Genomic DNA, 17043 nt, shown 5'->3' with positions numbered 1-17043 from the left:
AGGTAAGGGTTGCCTACCCTGATCCCGCACGATGGTCGGCGGGACTCGCCGCGCCGGCTGTCGGTGCCGTCCGGCACGCTGGGCCGATGACGACGAGCGAGCTGCCCCCGGACGCCAAGACCGTGCTGCACCGCTACCTGCGCTCCGCGCGCGAGGCCTTGCTGTGGAAGCTGGAGGGGCTGTCGGAGCGAGAGGCACGGATGCCCCGCACGCCGACCGGCACCAACCTCCTCGGGCTGGTCAAGCACGCCGCCACGGTGGAGATCGGCTACTTCGGCGACGTCTTCGGCCGCCCCTGGCCGCGTCCCGAGGACGCGCCGTGGCTGGCCGCGGCCGACGCCCCCGACGCCGACGCGGACGCGCTCCAGGCGGAGTTCTTCGCCACCGAGGACGAGTCGGTCGAGCAGGTCGTCGGCCTGTACCGGCAGGTGTGGGACTTCGCCGACGCCACCATCGACGCCCTGCCGCTGGACGCGCCCGGGCACGTCTGGTGGTGGCGCGAGGGGAACCGCGACGTCACGCTGCACCAGATCCTCGTGCACGTCTCCACCGAGCTGAGCCGGCACGCCGGCCACGCCGACATCCTCCGGGAGGAGGCCGACGGTGCCGTGGGGATGCGGGCCGGCAACGACAACCTCGCCGACGGCTTCGACTACGCCGCGTTCACCACCAGGCTGCGCGGCATCGCCGAGCAGTTCCCCGGGGCAGCCCGATGAGCGCCCCGGACGTCCCCACGATCCGGCAGGTCGTGCTCGACACCACCGACGCGCGCCGGCTCGCGGAGTTCTACCGCGAGCTCTTCGGGCTCGCGTACCGCGCCGGCGACGAGCCACCCGGTCCCGGGCAGCCGGACGAGCGCGGTGCCGACTGGCTGGTGCTGCGGAACCCGGGCGGCGTGCCGCTCGCGTTCCAGCAGGTGCCGTCGCTGCCGCCGACCACCTGGCCCGACGACGGCGTGCCGCAGCAGCTGCACCTCGACGCGACCGTGCCGGACGTCGCCGCGCTGGACCGCCAGGACGAGCGCGCCCTCGCGCTCGGTGCGCGGCTCCTGCTCGACCGGTCCGACGACCCGGAGGAGCCGCTGCGGGTCTACTCCGACCCTGCGGGCCACCCGTTCTGCCTCTTCGTGGGCTGAGGACGCCGCGGCGCCCACCGGGGTCGGGCCGCAGGGGACAATGGGCGGGTGCAGTGCCCCCACTTCGACGCCGGCCGCTGCCACTCGTGCACCCTCCTCGCGACGCCGTACCCCACGCAGGTGGACGAGAAGGTGGCGCACGTGCGCGCGCTGCTCGCCGACGGCCGCATCGACTGGCTCCCCGCCGTCACCGGCCCGGAGTCCGGGTTCCGCAACAAGGCGAAGATGGTGGTCAGCGGCACCGTCGAGGAGCCGGTGCTCGGCATCCTCGGGTCGGCGGCGGGCCCGTTCGCCGGCCAGGGGATCGACCTCACCGACTGCGGTCTGTACCCGCCCGCGCTGCAGGAGTCGTTCCCCGTCCTGGCCGCGCTGATCACGCGGGCGCGGCTGCAGCCCTACGACGCGACGTCGCCGTCGCGCGGGGCACGCCGCCGCGAGACGCCCCGCGAGTCCGCGTGGCGGGGCGAGCTCAAGCACGTGCTCGTCACCCTCTCCCCGGACGGCGAGCTCATGGTGCGGTTCGTGCTGCGCAGCCAGGAGCCCGTGGCGCGCCTGCGCAAGCACCTGCCGTGGCTGCTCGACGAGCTGCCGCAGGTCGCCGTGGTGAGCGTCAACGTGCAGCCGGTGCACGCCGCCGTCCTCGAGGGCGACCTGGAGATCGTGCTCACCGAGCGGCAGGCGCTGCCGATGCGCGTCGGCGCGGACGGCATCACGCTGCACCTGCGCCCGCAGAGCTTCTTCCAGACCAATACCGCCGTCGCCACCGCCCTGTACGCGCAGGCCCGGGCGTGGGTGGACGAGGTGGCGCCCGCGTCCCTGTGGGACCTCTACTGCGGCGTCGGCGGCTTCGCGCTGCACTGCGCCGCTCCCGGGCGCGCCGTCACCGGGATCGAGATCTCCGCGGAGGCCGTGACGAGCGCGGGCGCGACCCGTGACGGGCTCGCCGCGCTGCCCGCGGACGCCGTCGTCGCCGGGCACGACGCCGCGTGGTGGGCCGACGCCGTGGCCGGCGTCCGTTTCGCCGCCGGCGACGCCACCGAGCTCGTGCCCGGGTCCCCGCGCGACGGCGTCGCCCCCGAGCTGGTGGTCGTCAACCCGCCGCGGCGCGGCATCGGCGCCGACCTGTCCCGGCGGCTCGAGGAGTCCGCCGTCGGGCACGTGCTCTACTCCAGCTGCAACGCCGTCACGCTGGCCGAGGACCTCGCGCGGATGCCCTCGCTGCGTCCGACCCGCGCGCGCCTGCTCGACATGTTCCCGCAGACCAGCCACTACGAGGTGCTCGTCCTGCTCGAGCGCGGCTGAGGGACGTCGCACCCCAGGGGTTTCCTGCAGCGCCTCCCGGGCCTACGCTCGCGCCATCCGCACCCCGCAGCGTCGCGCCGTGCGTCGTGAGCCCGACCCGGGCCGCGGGGTCACCACCAGGAGGTCGACCGTGAGAACAAGGACGTTCAGCACGGCCGTCGCGACCGCAGCCCTCGGCGGGCTCGTCGTCGCGGCGTCCCTCACCCCCACGGCGACGGCGGCACCCGCCGTCGCCACCGGCCGGCACGGCACCCACGTGCCGGGCCCCGACCTGTCGAAGAAGGTCACCGGCGAGCGAGTCTTCCGGCACCTCGAGGCGTTCCAGGAGATCGCCGACGACAACGACGGCAACCGCGCCGCCGGCACCCCCGGCTACGAGGCGTCGGCGCGGTACGTCGAGAAGACCCTGCGCAAGGCCGGGTACCAGCCGGAGCGGCAGTACTTCGAGTTCGACACCTTCGACGTGCTCGACCTGTCGGTCACCGTCCCCGGCGTCGAGTTCGACCCCGTGCCGATGACGTACTCGACATCCACGCCCGACGACGGCGTCACCGCGGCCGCGGTGCAGCCCGCGATCGCCGACGGCTGCCCGGCCAGCGACGACCCCGAGGCACCCCACGACGACTCGTGGGCCGGCGTCGACGCCACCGGCAAGATCGCCGTCGTGCAGCGCGGGGCGTGCGCGTTCGCCGCGAAGGCGCTCGCGGCCGGTGAGGCCGGCGCCGCCGGGCTCATCATCTACAACAACACCGACGGCGCCCTCAACGGGACGCTGGGCGAGCGCAACGACGGCTACGCGCCCACCGTGGGCGTCACGCAGGCGGAGGGCGCAGCCATCGTCGCGGCGATCGAGGCAGACCCCGCGCTGCAGGTCTCGTTCGACCTCCAGGCGGTGATCGGCACCGCCGAGACGTTCAACGTCATCGCGGAGACGAAGCGCGGGCGGCACGACAACGTGGTCATGCTGGGCGCGCACCTCGACGGGGTGCCGGAGGGCCCGGGCATCAACGACAACGGCACCGGCTCCGCGGCGATCCTCGAGACCGCCGTCCAGCTCAACAAGAAGAGCGCCAAGCTCAACAACGCCGTGCGGTTCGCGTGGTGGGGCGCCGAGGAGCTCGGGCTGGTCGGGTCGGCGCACTACGTCGACGACCTCGTGACGAACGACCCGGAGGGGCTCGAGGACATCGCGACCTACCTCAACTTCGACATGGTCGGCTCGCCGAACTACACGATCGGCGTGTACGACGCGAACGAGTCGACGTTCCCCGCCCCCGTGACGGTGCCCGAGGGCTCCGTCGCGACCGAAGCCGTGTTCACGGACTACTTCGACGGGATCGACCAGGCGTGGGTGGACTCGGAGTTCTCCGGCCGCTCCGACTACGACGCGTTCATCAGCAACGGCATCCCCGCCTCCGGCCTGTTCACCGGCGCGGACGCGATCAAGACGGAGGAGGAGGCCGCGGTCTTCGGCGGCGTCGCCGGCGAGGCCCTCGACCAGAACTACCACTCCGAGGGCGACGACCTGTCGAACGTGAGCCTCGAGGCGCTGGACATCATGTCCCGCGCGATCGGGCACGCCGCGCAGCAGCTGGCGTGGAGCACCGAGGCCGTCAACGGCGTCCAGCCCGGTCGGCCGTGCCACGGCCACGGACACGGACACGGACACGGGAACGGTCACGGCCACGGCCACGGCCACGGCCACGGCCACGGCGGGGGTCACCACCGCGGGGCGCACGGCTTCGCCACGCGCTGACCTCAGCCGACCTGCACCGCACACCGGTCGAGCCTGTCGGGACCGGGTCCCGGCGGGCTCGACCTGCGTCGGTCAGCAGGACCAGATCCACGCCGGCCAGTTGTAGGTGCGCTTGACGGTCACGCCGGGGTCGACCCCGGGCGGTGCCTCGACCGTGACCGTCAGCTCGCCGACGTCGTTGCGCCACGACGCCACGTACCAGCCGCCGTCGCACTGCTTGGCCCGGAGCCAGCGGCGGTCCTCGGCGACCTTGACGACGGTCGCGTCCGGGTCGGTCGTCGTGACCGCGTCGACGCCGCGCAGACCGGACGTGGTGACGCTGACCGTCGTCCGCACGGGGGTCGGCGTCGGGGTGGGCGTGGGTGTCGGGGTGGGTGTGGTGGGGGCCGTCGGCGTCGAGGTCGGCGTGGAGGGCGACGGGCTGGGCGACGTCGTCGGCGAGGGGCTGGCGGAGCCGGACGGCGCCGGGGACGGCGTCGGCTCGGCCTCCGGGTCGCTGGGCTCCGGCGACGACGGCGTGCCGGGCCGGGTGCCCGGCGGCAGGCCGGTCGGCGTGGTGCTCGGCGTGGTGCCCGGCGCCGTCGGATCGGTCGTCGGGGCCGTCGTCGGGTCGTCGGTCACCGGCGGCGCCGAGGGGTCCTCGGACGGAGCCGGCTCGGCGGAGGTGGACGCGCTCGGCTCGGGCGGGGCGTCGGGCGAGGCCGTGTCACCGGGCGCCGGGGCGGGCACCGACGACGACGACGTCGGACCGGGCGCGGGCGGAGCCGCCGCCGGCCCGCCGACCCCGCCGCTCAGGGCCACCGCGACGGCCGCGACCGCGACCCCCGCCACGGTGCCCGCGCCGATCATCCCGGCCTTGCCGAGCTGGCCCAGCCGCAGCGCGAGCGCCCGCACCCACTCCCCGGCCGCGAGCAGCGCGGCCCCGACCGGCCCGGACCACGCGATCGCCCCGGTGCCCGTCGTGCCGGCGCCGAGCGCGCCGACGACCACGGGGGCGCCCGCGACGACCCCGGCCGCCGTGCCCGCGAGCAGCAGGGGGCCGGCGTCGCGCACCGCCCAGCCGGCCTCGCGCACGTCGACGAAGGCGCGCATGCAGCCCTGGCAGCCGAAGAGGTGCGCCTCGAGCACGGTACGGCGCGGGGGCGACAGCCGGTGCCGCACGTAGGAGTGCAGCGACTGCCTCGTGTCGAGGCAGCCGGGCGGGCACGCACGGGCGTGGGCCGCGGCGAACGCGGCGCCGAGCCGCTCCTCGGCCTGGCGCAGGCGGCGCAGCACCGCGCGGGCGTGCATGCCCAGCTCCGTGGCGATCGCCGAGAGCTCGCGGCCGACGACGTGCCTGTCCCACAGCAGCCGCTGGTCGTCGTGGGGCAGCGTCGCGAGCACCGTACGGAGCACCGCGGGGTCGACCGTGCCGGCGGCCCCCGGGGCGTCGTCGCGCCCGTCCGCCGCGGCCGCGGCGCGCATCTTCCGGATGGCGTCGTCGACGGCGCCCCGGCGCGCGGGCGCGTCGCCGTCGTGGATCGCGGTCACGCGACGCCCCCGTCCTGCCGATGCTCGTCCGTGCCCGTCGTCGCGGGCCGTCCAGGGCGCGCGGCACGGGCGCGCCGGGGGACATGATCGCAGCGGCCCACGGGTCGATGGCAAATCCCCTGCCCCGAGGGGTGCGCGGCGCGGTGACGCCCGCCGGGGCCGCGGAACGGTCCGCGAACCGGCACGTCGAGCTACTCCGTGGGCGGGTCGGTCTCGTCCGTGGGCTCCGGATCGGGGGTCGCGGTCGGCGTGGGCGTCGGCGTCGCGGAGACCGTCGGGGTCGGCGTCGGCGTGGGCTTCTCCGTGGGCTTCTGCGGGGGCTCCGACGGCGCCGTGTCGGAGGGCTCGGGCTCGGGGTCGGGGTCACCGGCCGACGTGCCGGGGCCGTCCGTCGACGGATCCGACGTGGACGACCCGGACGACCCTGTCGACGGTGAGCTCGACGACGAGGCCGGCTCGTCGCGCCCGGGCGACGACGCGGGCGACGTCGACGGGTCGGACGTCGCGGCGTCGTCGTCCGACGACGCGGTCGGCGAGGGCTCGCCCGACGGCGTCGCCGACGGGTCCACGGACGGCGTCGGCCCCGTGCTCGGGCCGTCGTCGCGGGACGCCGACGACGGGGTCGCCCCGGGCGACGTCGCGCCGGCGGGCACCGTCCCCAGGACGGTCGCCCCCGGGGACGAGCCGGTCTCCGGGGCCGCGGGCGCCGCGTCGCCGCTGCCGAGCGCGATCGCGACGGCCGCCACGGCGACGCACGCGACCGTGCCCGCGACGATCAGCCAGCTCTGCCGGCGCGCGGGCCGGGGGGCGGCGCCCGCCGCAGTGCCGGACGCCGGGTCGGACGAGGTCTCCGCGGCCGCCACGACCGCGACCGCGGGAGGGTGCCACCCGCCCGCGAGCAGCCGCGGCCCGGCGTCCCGCAGCGCCCAGGCGGGCTCGCGCACGTCGACGAACGCCCGCAGGCAGGCGGCGCAGTCGAGGAGGTGGTCCTCGACCCCGGTCTCCTGCCCGGTCGCGAGCCGGCCCTGGACCAGGTCGAGGAGAGCCCGCCGCGTCCCGGCGCAGCCCGGCGGGCAGCCCGGCGCGTGCGCGTCGGCGAGTGCGGCCGCGAGGCCCTGCTCCACCTGCGGCAGGAGGCGGGCCGCCGCGCGGGGGTGCGTGCCGAGCGCGGCGGCGACGGCGGACGGCTCCTGCCGCTGCACGTGCGTCGCCCACAGGAGTCGCTGGTCGTCGGGCGAGAGAGTCACGAGGGCGGTGCGCAGCACCTGGGGGTCCGCGGTCCCGGCCGCGCCGGGCGCTCCCCCGCGCCCGGCGGCCGCGGCGGCGACCCGCATCCGCCGGATCGCGTCGTCGACATAGCCCGCGCGCGCCGGCGCGTCGTCACCGCCGGTCTCGGTCACGGTGCCCCCGTCCCTGGGTCTCCAGCGGCGCGCCGACGGCGCGCTCGCGGGGCTCATGATGGCAGCGCACCCCAGGGTTCCGGCAAGCCCCCGACCAGGCAGGTCTCAGGGGGCGGGACGACGGTGACGCCCGCGCGGAGGTGGAGCAGGCTCGGGGGCGTGAAGGAGTACGTGCTCTTCGACCACGACGGCGTCCTGGTGGACACCGAGCCCTGGTACTACCGGGCCGGGGAGCGGGCCCTCGCGGACGTCGGTTTCACGCAGGACCGGGGCCGGTACCTGCGCGACATGCACCACGGCCAGGCCACCTGGGCCCAGGCGCGGGCCGCCGGGATCGACGAGGCCACGATCGACCGCCAACGGGCGGTCCGCGACCGCTACTACCAGGAGTACCTGCGCACGGAGGCCATCGAGATCGACGGCGTCCTCGACGTCCTGGCGGCGCTGGCGCCGCACGTCCGCATGGCGATCGTGACGACGTCACGTCGCGTGGACTTCGACCTCATCCACGAGGGCCGCGACATCCTGCCGTTCATGGACGTCGTCCTCGTGCGCGAGGACTACGTGCGCGCCAAGCCGCACCCGGAGGCGTACCTGACCGCCCTGCGGGCCCTGGGGGCCGCGCCGGAGGAGGCGCTGGTCGTCGAGGACTCGTCGCGGGGCCTCGCCGCCGCGGTCGCGGCGGGCATCGACTGCGCCGTCGTCCACCACGACTTCACGGCCTCGCAGGACTTCTCGGCCGCCACCCACCGGATCCGCACCCTCGCGGAGCTCCCGGCCCTCGTGCGCGACGGCGCGTGACCGTCGCCGGCAGCCGTGGCCGCCCCCGGGGAGCGGGCGGCCACGGTCGGGGCCGGGTCGGTGCGGCGGCGCGGGTCAGGACCGCGCGGTCGCGAGCGCCTCGACGTGGCCGCGCCCGGCCAGGCCCATGAGCCGGTCCAGCGCGCGGCGGGCGTCGGCGCGGTCGTCGTCCTCGGCCGCGAGCACCAGCGAGTAGAGGTCCTTCGGGTCCTCCGGCTCGGCGACGAGGTCCAGGTGCTGCAGCAGTGCGTCGGGGACGTCGTCGCGCACGAACCGCAGCGCGACCCAGTCCTCGACGGCGAACCCGACGGAGTCGAAGACCGTCACGGTGGTGTCGTCCGGGGTGTGCCGGTCGCCCGCGTGCCGCGCGAACGTCTCCCCCGGCCCCGCCGAGGCGGGGGCGCCGCGGCGCCCGTCGCGGCGGCCGGCCACGACCTCCCACAGCTCGGTGACGACGAGGTCCGGCGTCTGCTGGATCTCGCCCTCGACGCGGGTCTGCGGCTCGTACTCGACGAACACCTCGGCGTCGCGCAGGATCGCCGGGTCGAGCTCGGTCTTGCCGGGGCAGTCGCCGCCGATGGCGTTGACGTGCACGCCCGGGTGGGCGAGGCGGAACACCATGTCGTGCGTGAGCACCGTCGCGTTCGTCTTGTCCGCCGTGCAGGTGGTGATCACGTCGGCGCCGGTGACGGCGTCCTCCCCGCTGCTCGCCTCGTGCACCTCGAAGCCGAGGGCGCGAGCGTGCCGGGCGAGCTTGGCCTGCGCGCCGGGGTCGGTGTCCCAGACGCGCAGGTGCGTGATCCCGAGCGCCGCCCGCATCCCCAGGGCCTGGAACTCCGACTGCGAGCCCGCACCGATCAGCGCGAGGGTGCGCGAGCCGGAGCGCGCCAGGTAGCGGGCGGCGAGCGCCGACGTCGCCGCGGTGCGCAGCGCGGTGAGCAGCGTCATCTCCGCGAGGAACGTGGGGTAGCCGTTGCGCACGTCGGCGAGCACGCCGAACGCGGTGACCGTCTGGAAGCCGCGCGCCGGGTTGCGGGGGTGCCCGTTGACGAACTTGAAGCCGTAGGTGACGTCGTCGGACGTCGGCATGAGCTCGATGACGCCGTCGCGCGAGTGCGACGCGATGCGCGGGCGCTTGTCCAGGTCGGGCCAGCGTGCGAAGTCGACCTCCAGGGCGTCCACGAGGTGCCCGATGAGGGCCTCCGGGCCGCGGTGCGCCACCCAGCGCGCCATGGACGCGACGTCGAGGAACGGGACCCTGCTGGTGGACGTGGTCATGCGCGGGCCTCCTGGCTCAGGGGAGCGGCGAGGGCGGGACGCAGCTCGAGGGTGCAGCACTTCACGGAGCCGCCGCCCTTGAGCAGCTCGGACAGGTCGACCCCGACGGGCTCGAAGCCGCGCTCGCGCAGGCGGGCGTGCATGCCGGTGGCGCGGTCGGTGAGGAACACGTGCAGCCCGTCGGACACGGCGTTGAGGCCGAGGACGGCGGCGTCCTCGGGGGTGGCGACGATGGCGTCCGGGTAGCGCTCCGCGAGCACGGCCTGCGACGCCGGGCTGAAGGCCTCCGGCAGGTACGCGACCAGCGGCGACGGGCCGCCGACGAGCACCGCGAGCGCCGTGTCGAGGTGGTAGTAGCGGGGGTCCACGAGCTCGAGGGTCACGACCTCGACGCCGAGCAGCGCGGCGACCTCGGCGTGCGCGGCGCGGGAGGTGCGGAAGCCGGTGCCGGCGAGCATGACGTCGCCGACGAGAAGCAGGTCGCCCTCGCCCTCGTTCTGCTCGGCCGCCTGGCCGAGGCTGACGACGCCGTCGCCCGCGCCGGCGAACCACGCCTCGTACGCGATCCCCTCGGGCCGCCGCTCCGGGTAGGTGAACCGGGCGGCCAGCGCGCGGCCGCCGAGCACCACGCCGCCGTTCGCGGCGTAGACCATGTCGGGCAGCCCGGGCACGGGGTCGATCACCTCGACGTGGTGGCCGTGGGCTTCGTAGGTGGCGCGCAGGTGCTCCCACTGCGCGAGCGCCCGGCCGGCGTCGACCGGCACGTCGAGGTCCATCCACGGGTTGATCGCGTAGACCACGTCGAAGTAGGTGGGCGGGCACATGAGGAAGCGGCGCGGGGTCGCCGTGCGCTCCGCGCTCGCGGGCTGGGGAACCGTGGCCGACGTCGTCGTCGGCGTGGTGAGGGCCGTCATGACCGGGACGCTAGGGCCGCGGACGTTGCGCCCGACGCCCGATCCGTTGCGCGTTCGGGGCCCCGACGTGGCGGATCGTGCGCGGCGGTTGAAGAATTCGGGCATGGAGAGGGCATGGTGACGGCATGGACGCGGTGAACCGCAGGATCGTCGGCCACCTGCTGCGCGACGGGCGCGCGACCTACGCCGACATCGGCGCCGACGTGGGGCTGTCCGCGCCGGCGGTGAAGCGGCGGGTGGACGTCATGCTGGCGCGCGGCGAGATCACCGGGTTCACGGTGCGGGTGGCGCCCGAGGAGCTGGGGTGGGGCGTCGAGGCCTACGTGGAGCTGTTCTGCCGCGGCAACGTCTCCCCGGCCACGCTGCGCCGCGACCTGGCGACCATCCCCGAGATCGTGCGGGTCGACACCGTGACCGGCGAGGCCGACGCGATGGTGCAGATCATGGCCGGGAACATGGCCGACGTGGAGCGCACCGTCGAGGCCATCCGCGCCAGCGCCCGCGTGGACAAGACGCGCACGTCTCTGGTCATGACGCGCGTCATCGACCGCCCCGCGCGCTCGTCGTCGGCGGAGGGGGCGTGACGTGCGCGCCCGTCGCGCCGTCGGGCTCGCGGTGGGCCTCGCCGTCCTGGCGACGGCCTGCACGTCCCGGGGCGACGACGCCGCGCCGCTGCCGAGCGGCGTCGCGCAGGGCCTGAGCGCCGAGCTGCGGCAGGACCGCACCCAGTACGCCGACCGCCGGGCCACGCTGCACGTCGTCAACGGCTCCGACCAGGCGGTGACGCTGCTCGGCGGCGCCCTCGACGCGCCGGGCTACGGCCCGAGCGCCCCCGACGGGCCGACGCGCGCGCGGACCCTCGCGCCCGGGGCCGGCCGCGACGTGCGGCTGCGGCTCGGGGAGGTCGACTGCGACGCCGACGCACCCGCGGCCCTGTCGGGCTCGGACGCGCAGACGACGCCGGTCGCGACGGCGACGGTACGGCTGGCGGTGGGTGGGGCGTCGCCCGGCGCGGACGACACGGGCGCGGGCACCGCTGTCGAGGTGGAGGTCACCGACCCGCTGGCCCGCCTCGCCGCCGTGCACGCGGAGGTGTGCGCCGAGCGGCTCGTCGCGTCGGGGGTCACGCTGCGCGTCACCGACGTGCGCGCCGCGGACGTGCCCACGCCCGACGGCGACGCGCCCGGTGGCCGCATCACGCTCGCCGTCGAGCCCGTGCCCGGCGGCTCGGACGTGCGGCTCGTCGAGGTCTCCGGCACGACGCTGCTCTCCCCCGCCACCGGCAACGCCTGGACGGGCGACGGCCTGGCCGACCAGGCGGACGGCCAGGTCGTGCTCGACGTCGTGCCCGCGCGCTGCGACCCGCACGTCGTGGCGGAGGACAAGCGCGGCACGTTCCTGCCCGTGCACGCCGACGTCGACGGGGCGCCGCAGCCGGTGATCTACGTGCCGATGACCGACCAGCAGCGCGCGGCCGTCTACGACGTCGTGCACGACACCTGCGGCTGGGGCTGAGCCCGCCGAGAGGGTGAAATCCACCCGCACCTTCCCCTTATTGAGGCAACCTCAGTAGTCTCCCTCCAGACCCGTCGACGACGACGGGCCACGGCCCAGCGCCGTGCCGCACCTCCCGCGTCGATGTGGACGCGGACCGGAGTGAGGCCCGATGAACCCCACCGCCCCCGTACCCCGCCGATCCCGCGGCCACGCCGCGTCCACGGTCACCGCCATCGCAGCGCTCGCGCTCGCCGCTCTCGTCGCGCTCGTGGTGCTCGTCCTGCTCGACGGCAAGGTCGCCGACGGCGCCACCCGCCTCGACGCCGGCGCCACCGCCGTGCGCGACGGAGCCGCCGACCTGTCCGACGGCAGCGGCCGACTCGCCGAGGGCGCCGGCACCCTCGCCGACGGCACGTCCGACCTGTCCGACGGCACCGCACGCCTCGTCGACGGGACCGACGACCTCACGGCCGGCACCGCCCAGCTCACCACCGGCGCCGCCGAGCTGTCCGAGGGGCTCAACGACCGCCTGAGCCCCGGGGCGACCCGCGCCTCCGCCGGCATCGTCGAGCTGCACGACGGCACGGTGCGGCTCCGCGCCGGGAGCGGTGAGCTCGCCGACGGCACGTCGCAGCTCCACGACGGCAGCGCCACGCTCGCCGCCGGGGCGGACAAGCTCGCCGACGGGGCAGCCCGTGCCGACGCCGGGGCGGGCAGGCTGGCGACCGGGTCCGGCCAGACCGCCGACGGCGCCCTCATCGTGGCGGGCGGGGCGTTCGCCCTGCGCGACGGCAACCAGGTCGCAGCCAACGGCGCCGACTCGTTGGCCTCGGGCACCACGCAGCTCGCGACCGGCTCGAGCGCCATCGCCGACGGCGCGGAGCCGCTCGCGGCGGGGGCCAGCTCGGTTGCCGACGGCACGAAGGCACTCGTCGACGGCAGTGGCGCGCTCGCCCAGGGCTCCGGTGATCTCACGGTCGGTGCGGCCGCAGTCTCCGACGGGGTCGCCAGCATCTCGGACGGACTGGACTCGCTCATGGACAGCGGCCCGAAGCTGGAGGCGGGAGCGAAGGACGCCTCCTCCGGAGCTGCCGCCCTGGCGTCGGGCGCCGAGTCGCTGGTCGCCGGCACCCAGAAGGTCGCCGCCGGCGCATCGACGACGGCCGCAGGTGCGACGAGGCTCGCGGCTGGCACCGACGAGGCCGCGGCCGGCGGCGCGAAGCTGGCCGAGGGCCTGAAGGCTGCCCAGGCAGGCGCCTCGAACGTCGCGGCCGGGACGTCCGGGATCGCCCGGCAGCTCACGGAGCTCGCCTCTGCCACCGCCGACCCCGACGCCCGGGCACGGCTCGAGGCCCTTGCCGCTCAGGCGGAGAAGGTCGCTGCGGGTGCCTCTGGGGTCGCTGACGGGGTCACGCAGAGCCGTGACGGCGCGACGACGCTTGCCGGGTCCCTGGACAAGCTCGGTGCTGGAGCGGCGAGCCTCCGCGACGGCGCCCAGCTCCTCGACGCGGGGCTGAACGACGAGAAGGAGGGCCTCCTCTCCGGAGCGACGAGGCTCTCTGCCGGTTCCGCCGGCCTCGCGGACGGTACCGCCAGGGTCAGCGATGGCGTCTCGGCCGTGCTCGACGGTGGCAAGCGGCTCCAGGCAGGCGCCAGCGCTGCCGCCACCGGTGCGAGCAAGGTCGCGGCCGGCTCCGTCGACCTCGACGCGGGGATGAAGCACCTCGCCGGCAAGAGCGTCACGCTGAACGACGGCGCACAGCGGGTCTCGGCCGGGAACGCGACCATCGCCGAGAAGACGGCAGCGCTCGCGGCCGGCGTCGCGGCAGCAGACACCGGCGCACGCTCCCTGGCCAACGGGACGGCGGAGCTCGCCGTGGGTGCCGATGCGCTGGCCGCGGGCTCGCTGCGGGTTGCGGCAGCGACGGACCAGGTGGCGATCGGCGCGGCCGAGCTCGCGGGCAAGACGCCGGCCCTCGCGGCTGGTGCCGACGACGTCGCCGCCGGCAGCACGCGCCTCTCCACCAAGCTGGGCGACGCGGAGGCGGGCGCGTGGCGTCTGGTGACCGGGCTCGATGACGCGGAGGCGGGCGCCGGCCGTCTCCAGGACGGCCTGGACGAGCTCGCGACCGGCGCCACCGACGCCGCGGCGGGCGCCGAGCGGCTGCGCAAGGGCAGCGAGCGTCTCGACGACGGCGCCACGGAGCTCGCCACGGGCTCCGGCGAGCTCTCCGCCGGGGCGGGCCGGCTCCTGTCGGGCGCGACGGAGCTCTCCGACGGCAGCGCGGAGCTGGCTTCCGGCGCCGGCGATCTGGCGGCCGGGACGGTCGAGCTCGCCGACGGCACCACCACGATGCGCACCGAGATGGAGTCCAGCCCGGCGGACCCGGCGGCGCTCGCGGGCGGGATGCTGCTGGTGCTCGGCCTCCTGGGCGGGGTGGCGGCCCTGGTGCTGCACCTGCGTCGTCGCGCCTGACGGCGCACCGACAAGCCGAACGGCCCGGCCCGATGCTCAGGGGAGCATCGGGCCGGGCCGTTCATGCGCGAGGTGTCGGGGCACCCCGTCACAGACTGCCGAAGATGACCTCCCACAGGCTCTTCACCCGGATGGTGGTGGTCGTCGTGGCGGCCTCGGTGGCGTCGTCGCCGGAGTAGCGCAGCTCCACCTCGACGGTGCCGGGCTTGAACGGCCCCGCCCACAGGCGCGCGTCGCCCTTCTTGTTCAGCGTGGCGGCGTCGACCTTCTTGCCGTCGACCGTCGCGGTGACCTTGCCCGTGGGCGTGCCGTCCGGCGTCTCGACCGACACCGCGAGGCGCACCGGCTGGAACCAGGCGACGGCGGTCTTCGGCGCGTCGACCGTGAGGGTCGGCGTGGCCTTGGCCGGCTCGGCCACCTCGATCGGCACGGTGACCTCGGTGCCGGTCGCCGCGCCGGACAGGGTGAGCGTCGCGGCGCCGGACGGGGCGTCCGCGGGGAGCTCGACGGCGACCGACGCGGTGCCGATCGTGTCGTACGGCTCGGTGCCCGCGGTGCTGTCCACGGCGGCGGTGCCGAGCACCCGGTCGCCGAGCGACACGGTGAGCTCCGGGTCGGTGACGTCCCCAGGGGCGGACATCGACCAGGAGGAGACGTCGAACGCGACGGTCGCACCGGGCTCGTACGCCTCGGGGGCGTCGGCCGGGAACGAGACGCCGACGGCGCGCTGGCCCGGGTCGACGGCGAGCGGCTCGCCGGCGGCGTGCGTCGCCATGTAGTCGACGAACGCCGCGAGGTCGGCCTTGCCCGTGTCACGGGCGTTCGCGCCGTCCGCGAAGGCGCGGAAGTTGTCGCCGCCCGACGCGAGGAACGAGTTCACCGTGACGGAGTACGACGTCGCCGGGTCGATCGGCTCGCCGTCCAGCCACATGCCGGTGATGCGGTCGCCTTCGGGCCGGTTCGCGTCGAAGGTGGAGGTGAAGCCCTCGGAGACGCCGAGCCGCAGGAACGGCCGCGACGGCACGTTGCCGTCCTTGTCGCGCTGCCACTGCTGCTCGAGGACCGTCTTGATCTGCTCGCCCGTGAGGTCCATGTTGACGAGCGTGTTGGCGAACGGCTGCACGGCGGCGGCCTGCTTGTAGGTGAGCGTGCGCGGGAAGGCGTCCGTGCCGGAGCCCACCATGTCGGCGCGCAGGCCGCCCGGGTTCATGAACGCGATCTGCGCCTCGCCGGACTCGGGGGCCTCGGTGGCCCACCGCTGCACCTCGGCGACGAGGTTGCCGAGCGTGGACTCGCCGCCGCGGTTCTCCGCGCCGGAGGACAGCTTGGCGCGGTTGAACGCACCGCCGATCTCGCCCAGCGGCTCCGCGCCGAGCACGTCGGCCTGCTTGACCGCGTCGGACACGATCGCCCCGACCGCCGGGTCGGCCGGGTACTGGCCCGCGAGCGGCAGGATCCCCGTCTCGACGCCGACCGGCTCGCCCGTCGCGGCGTCCACCGAGTAGGTGAGCTGGTTGAGGTTGTAGCCGTACTGGCCCGCGGAGACCACCGGGCGCTCCGTCACGGCCTCGCCGGACCACGCATCCACCGGGAACCTGCAGTCGTAGGCAAGGTGCGTGTGCCCGGAGACGATGGCGTCCACGTCGGGGCTGACGTCGTTCACGATCTCGGCGAACGCGTTGTCCGCCGTCGGCATCGCCGCGCAGTCCGTGGACTCCGCACCCTCGTGCACGAGCATGACGACGAGGTCGGCGCCCTCGGCCTTGAGCGCGTCGGTCTCCTCGTTCACCGAGTCGACGATGCCGCGCACCTCGAGGTCCGCGATGCCCGCGGGGCTGACGAGGGCGGGCAGCTCCTCGGTGACGGCACCGACGAAGCCCACCTGCACGTCGCCGAAGTCCTTGATCCACGTGGCGGGGACGGCGTCGTCGCCGGTCGCCTTCATCTTGAGGTTCGCGGCCACGTACTGCCACTGCGCGCCGCCGTACGGGTTCGTCTCGGCGTCGAAGGGCGCCATGACGCGGTTCACCAGGTCGTCGTAGCCCTGGTCGAGCTCGTGGTTGCCGACCGCCGACACGTCGAGGCCCGCGGCGTTGAGGGCGTCGATCGTGGGCTTGTCGTGCTGGATGAACGACTCGAACGTGGACGCACCGATGAGGTCGCCCGCGGCCGCGAACACGGTGTTCGGGTTCTCGGCGCGCAGCTGCTGCACGGCCCCGGCCAGCACCGCGGCGCCGGCCTCGGTGCCGTTCGCCTGGATGCGGCCGTGGAAGTCGTTGGTGGCGAGGATCTGGACGTCGACGATCGGGTCGGCGCTGGCGGACACGGCGCCGGCGGTGGCGATCCCCGCGAAGGCGAGGGTCACGCACGCGACGACGGCGGTCCGCCGGCGTGCGAGGGGACAGACGAAGGACATGAGTGCTCCCTGAGGTGAGGAGATATCAGGGGCACCGTAGCGGCGCCGGGCGACGCCGGCGTGGCGGGCGGGGTAACGATCAGGAAACCGTCGCCTCGTCGTCGAGCCGGGTCTCGGCGGACTTCTCTGACGACACCGCCGACGGCACGCTCAGGTGGCCCGTGCGGCGCAGCCACCACTCGGCGAGCAGCGTCGTCAGGGGCGGGACGGCGGCCGCGAGCGCCACCAGCGCGCGGAACCAGCCCCAGCGGAGCTTCACCGCGGCGACCAGCGCCACCACCACGTACGCCACGAACGCCGCGCCGTGCAGGCGGCCGAACAGCCAGACGCCCGCCTCCGTCGTCTCCGTGACGTACTTGAGGAACATCCCGACCAGCAGGCCCGCCCAGGTGAACGCCTCGATCACGGCGACGACGGCGAAGACGCGGCCGACGACGGACAGCGGCGGGCGGGGGGACACGGGCGTGGCGGGCATGGCGGACCTCTCGGGCGGTGCGGGACGGCGGTGCGCCCAGTCTGCCCGACGTGCGCCGTCGTC

General features: G+C 75.5%; 14 protein-coding genes. 8 read left to right on the top strand and 6 right to left on the bottom strand.

Features of this window, described 5'->3' with window-relative positions:
- The first annotated feature begins 86 nt into the window (after nucleotides 1-86).
- The 4 genes from ACQP6G_RS04850 to ACQP6G_RS04835 all read left to right on the top strand — a co-directional run bounded on the left by ACQP6G_RS04850 (nucleotide 87) and on the right by ACQP6G_RS04835 (nucleotide 4193).
- On the top strand, nucleotides 87-716 hold the full coding sequence (locus ACQP6G_RS04850; RefSeq protein WP_429763077.1) for a DinB family protein: 630 nt from the start codon (nucleotides 87-89) through the stop codon (nucleotides 714-716).
- On the top strand, nucleotides 713-1135 hold the full coding sequence (locus ACQP6G_RS04845) for a VOC family protein (RefSeq protein ID WP_429763076.1): 423 nt from the start codon (nucleotides 713-715) through the stop codon (nucleotides 1133-1135). The genes ACQP6G_RS04850 and ACQP6G_RS04845 overlap by 4 nt, the downstream gene beginning before the upstream one ends.
- 48 nt (nucleotides 1136-1183) lie before the next feature.
- On the top strand, nucleotides 1184-2437 hold the full coding sequence (rlmC, locus tag ACQP6G_RS04840) for a 23S rRNA (uracil(747)-C(5))-methyltransferase RlmC (protein WP_429763075.1): 1254 nt from the start codon (nucleotides 1184-1186) through the stop codon (nucleotides 2435-2437).
- Between the two features lie 130 nt (nucleotides 2438-2567).
- Nucleotides 2568-4193: a M20/M25/M40 family metallo-hydrolase gene (locus ACQP6G_RS04835; RefSeq protein WP_429763074.1), complete on the top strand. Its 1626-nt coding sequence runs from the start codon at nucleotides 2568-2570 to the stop codon at nucleotides 4191-4193.
- A gap of 72 nt (nucleotides 4194-4265) precedes the next feature.
- Here ACQP6G_RS04835 and ACQP6G_RS04830 read toward each other — a convergent pair whose 3' ends face one another.
- Together ACQP6G_RS04830 and ACQP6G_RS04825 are read right to left on the bottom strand one after the other, a co-directional pair.
- Complete coding sequence (locus tag ACQP6G_RS04830; RefSeq protein ID WP_429763073.1) at nucleotides 4266-5723, bottom strand: zf-HC2 domain-containing protein; 1458 nt, start codon at nucleotides 5721-5723, stop codon at nucleotides 4266-4268.
- A gap of 191 nt (nucleotides 5724-5914) precedes the next feature.
- Nucleotides 5915-7123, bottom strand: a complete 1209-nt coding sequence (locus ACQP6G_RS04825) for a hypothetical protein (RefSeq protein ID WP_429763072.1) — start codon at nucleotides 7121-7123, stop codon at nucleotides 5915-5917.
- A gap of 159 nt (nucleotides 7124-7282) precedes the next feature.
- Between ACQP6G_RS04825 and ACQP6G_RS04820 the strand changes: the two genes are divergently transcribed.
- A complete protein-coding gene (locus tag ACQP6G_RS04820) occupies nucleotides 7283-7924 on the top strand; it encodes an HAD family hydrolase (RefSeq protein ID WP_429763071.1) in 642 nt (213 codons plus the stop codon).
- Between the two features lie 75 nt (nucleotides 7925-7999).
- Here ACQP6G_RS04820 and ACQP6G_RS04815 read toward each other — a convergent pair whose 3' ends face one another.
- On the bottom strand, nucleotides 8000-9202 hold the full coding sequence (locus ACQP6G_RS04815) for an ornithine cyclodeaminase (protein ID WP_429763070.1): 1203 nt from the start codon (nucleotides 9200-9202) through the stop codon (nucleotides 8000-8002).
- Complete coding sequence (gene ddaH / locus ACQP6G_RS04810; protein WP_429763069.1) at nucleotides 9199-10116, bottom strand: dimethylargininase; 918 nt, start codon at nucleotides 10114-10116, stop codon at nucleotides 9199-9201. The genes ACQP6G_RS04815 and ddaH overlap by 4 nt, the downstream gene beginning before the upstream one ends.
- Nucleotides 10117-10241: 125 nt before the next feature.
- Here ddaH and ACQP6G_RS04805 point away from each other — a divergent pair, with 125 nt between their 5' ends.
- The 3 genes from ACQP6G_RS04805 to ACQP6G_RS04795 all read left to right on the top strand — a co-directional run bounded on the left by ACQP6G_RS04805 (nucleotide 10242) and on the right by ACQP6G_RS04795 (nucleotide 14089).
- On the top strand, nucleotides 10242-10700 hold the full coding sequence (locus tag ACQP6G_RS04805; RefSeq protein WP_429730455.1) for an Lrp/AsnC family transcriptional regulator: 459 nt from the start codon (nucleotides 10242-10244) through the stop codon (nucleotides 10698-10700).
- A 1-nt stretch (nucleotide 10701) separates the two neighbouring features.
- On the top strand, nucleotides 10702-11631 hold the full coding sequence (locus ACQP6G_RS04800) for a hypothetical protein (protein WP_429763068.1): 930 nt from the start codon (nucleotides 10702-10704) through the stop codon (nucleotides 11629-11631).
- Nucleotides 11632-11782: 151 nt separating this feature from the next.
- Nucleotides 11783-14089 carry a hypothetical protein gene (locus ACQP6G_RS04795; protein WP_429763067.1) on the top strand — a complete coding sequence of 769 codons (2307 nt, stop codon included), beginning with the start codon at nucleotides 11783-11785 and terminating at the stop codon, nucleotides 14087-14089.
- 88 nt (nucleotides 14090-14177) lie between these two features.
- Here ACQP6G_RS04795 and ACQP6G_RS04790 read toward each other — a convergent pair whose 3' ends face one another.
- Both ACQP6G_RS04790 and ACQP6G_RS04785 read right to left on the bottom strand, forming a co-directional pair.
- Nucleotides 14178-16505 carry a 5'-nucleotidase C-terminal domain-containing protein gene (locus ACQP6G_RS04790; protein WP_429763066.1) on the bottom strand — a complete coding sequence of 776 codons (2328 nt, stop codon included), beginning with the start codon at nucleotides 16503-16505 and terminating at the stop codon, nucleotides 14178-14180.
- A 79-nt stretch (nucleotides 16506-16584) separates the two neighbouring features.
- Nucleotides 16585-16980, bottom strand: coding sequence for a DUF3817 domain-containing protein (locus ACQP6G_RS04785; protein WP_429763065.1), 396 nt, complete (start codon nucleotides 16978-16980; stop codon nucleotides 16585-16587).
- Between the last annotated feature and the right edge of the window lie 63 nt (nucleotides 16981-17043).

This window comes from Isoptericola nanjingensis (genome assembly GCF_050311635.1).
GTDB lineage: Bacteria > Actinomycetota > Actinomycetes > Actinomycetales > Cellulomonadaceae > Isoptericola > Isoptericola nanjingensis.
The sequence above is the reverse complement of the archived record's forward strand: the minus strand, read 5'-3'. Positions and strand labels throughout refer to the sequence as shown.

Bases quoted from the DNA above. Each gene is read 5' to 3' on its own strand.
- ACQP6G_RS04805 (WP_429730455.1), top strand. From the start codon at position 10,242: ATGGACGCGGTGAACCGCAGGATCGTCGGCCACCTGCTGCGCGACGGG.
- ACQP6G_RS04790 (WP_429763066.1), bottom strand. From the start codon at position 16,505: ATGTCCTTCGTCTGTCCCCTCGCACGCCGGCGGACCGCCGTCGTCGCG.
- ddaH (WP_429763069.1), bottom strand. From the start codon at position 10,116: ATGACGGCCCTCACCACGCCGACGACGACGTCGGCCACGGTTCCCCAG.
- ACQP6G_RS04845 (WP_429763076.1), top strand. From the start codon at position 713: ATGAGCGCCCCGGACGTCCCCACGATCCGGCAGGTCGTGCTCGACACC.
- ACQP6G_RS04850 (WP_429763077.1), top strand. From the start codon at position 87: ATGACGACGAGCGAGCTGCCCCCGGACGCCAAGACCGTGCTGCACCGC.
- ACQP6G_RS04815 (WP_429763070.1), bottom strand. From the start codon at position 9,202: ATGACCACGTCCACCAGCAGGGTCCCGTTCCTCGACGTCGCGTCCATG.
- ACQP6G_RS04795 (WP_429763067.1), top strand. From the start codon at position 11,783: ATGAACCCCACCGCCCCCGTACCCCGCCGATCCCGCGGCCACGCCGCG.
- ACQP6G_RS04785 (WP_429763065.1), bottom strand. From the start codon at position 16,980: ATGCCCGCCACGCCCGTGTCCCCCCGCCCGCCGCTGTCCGTCGTCGGC.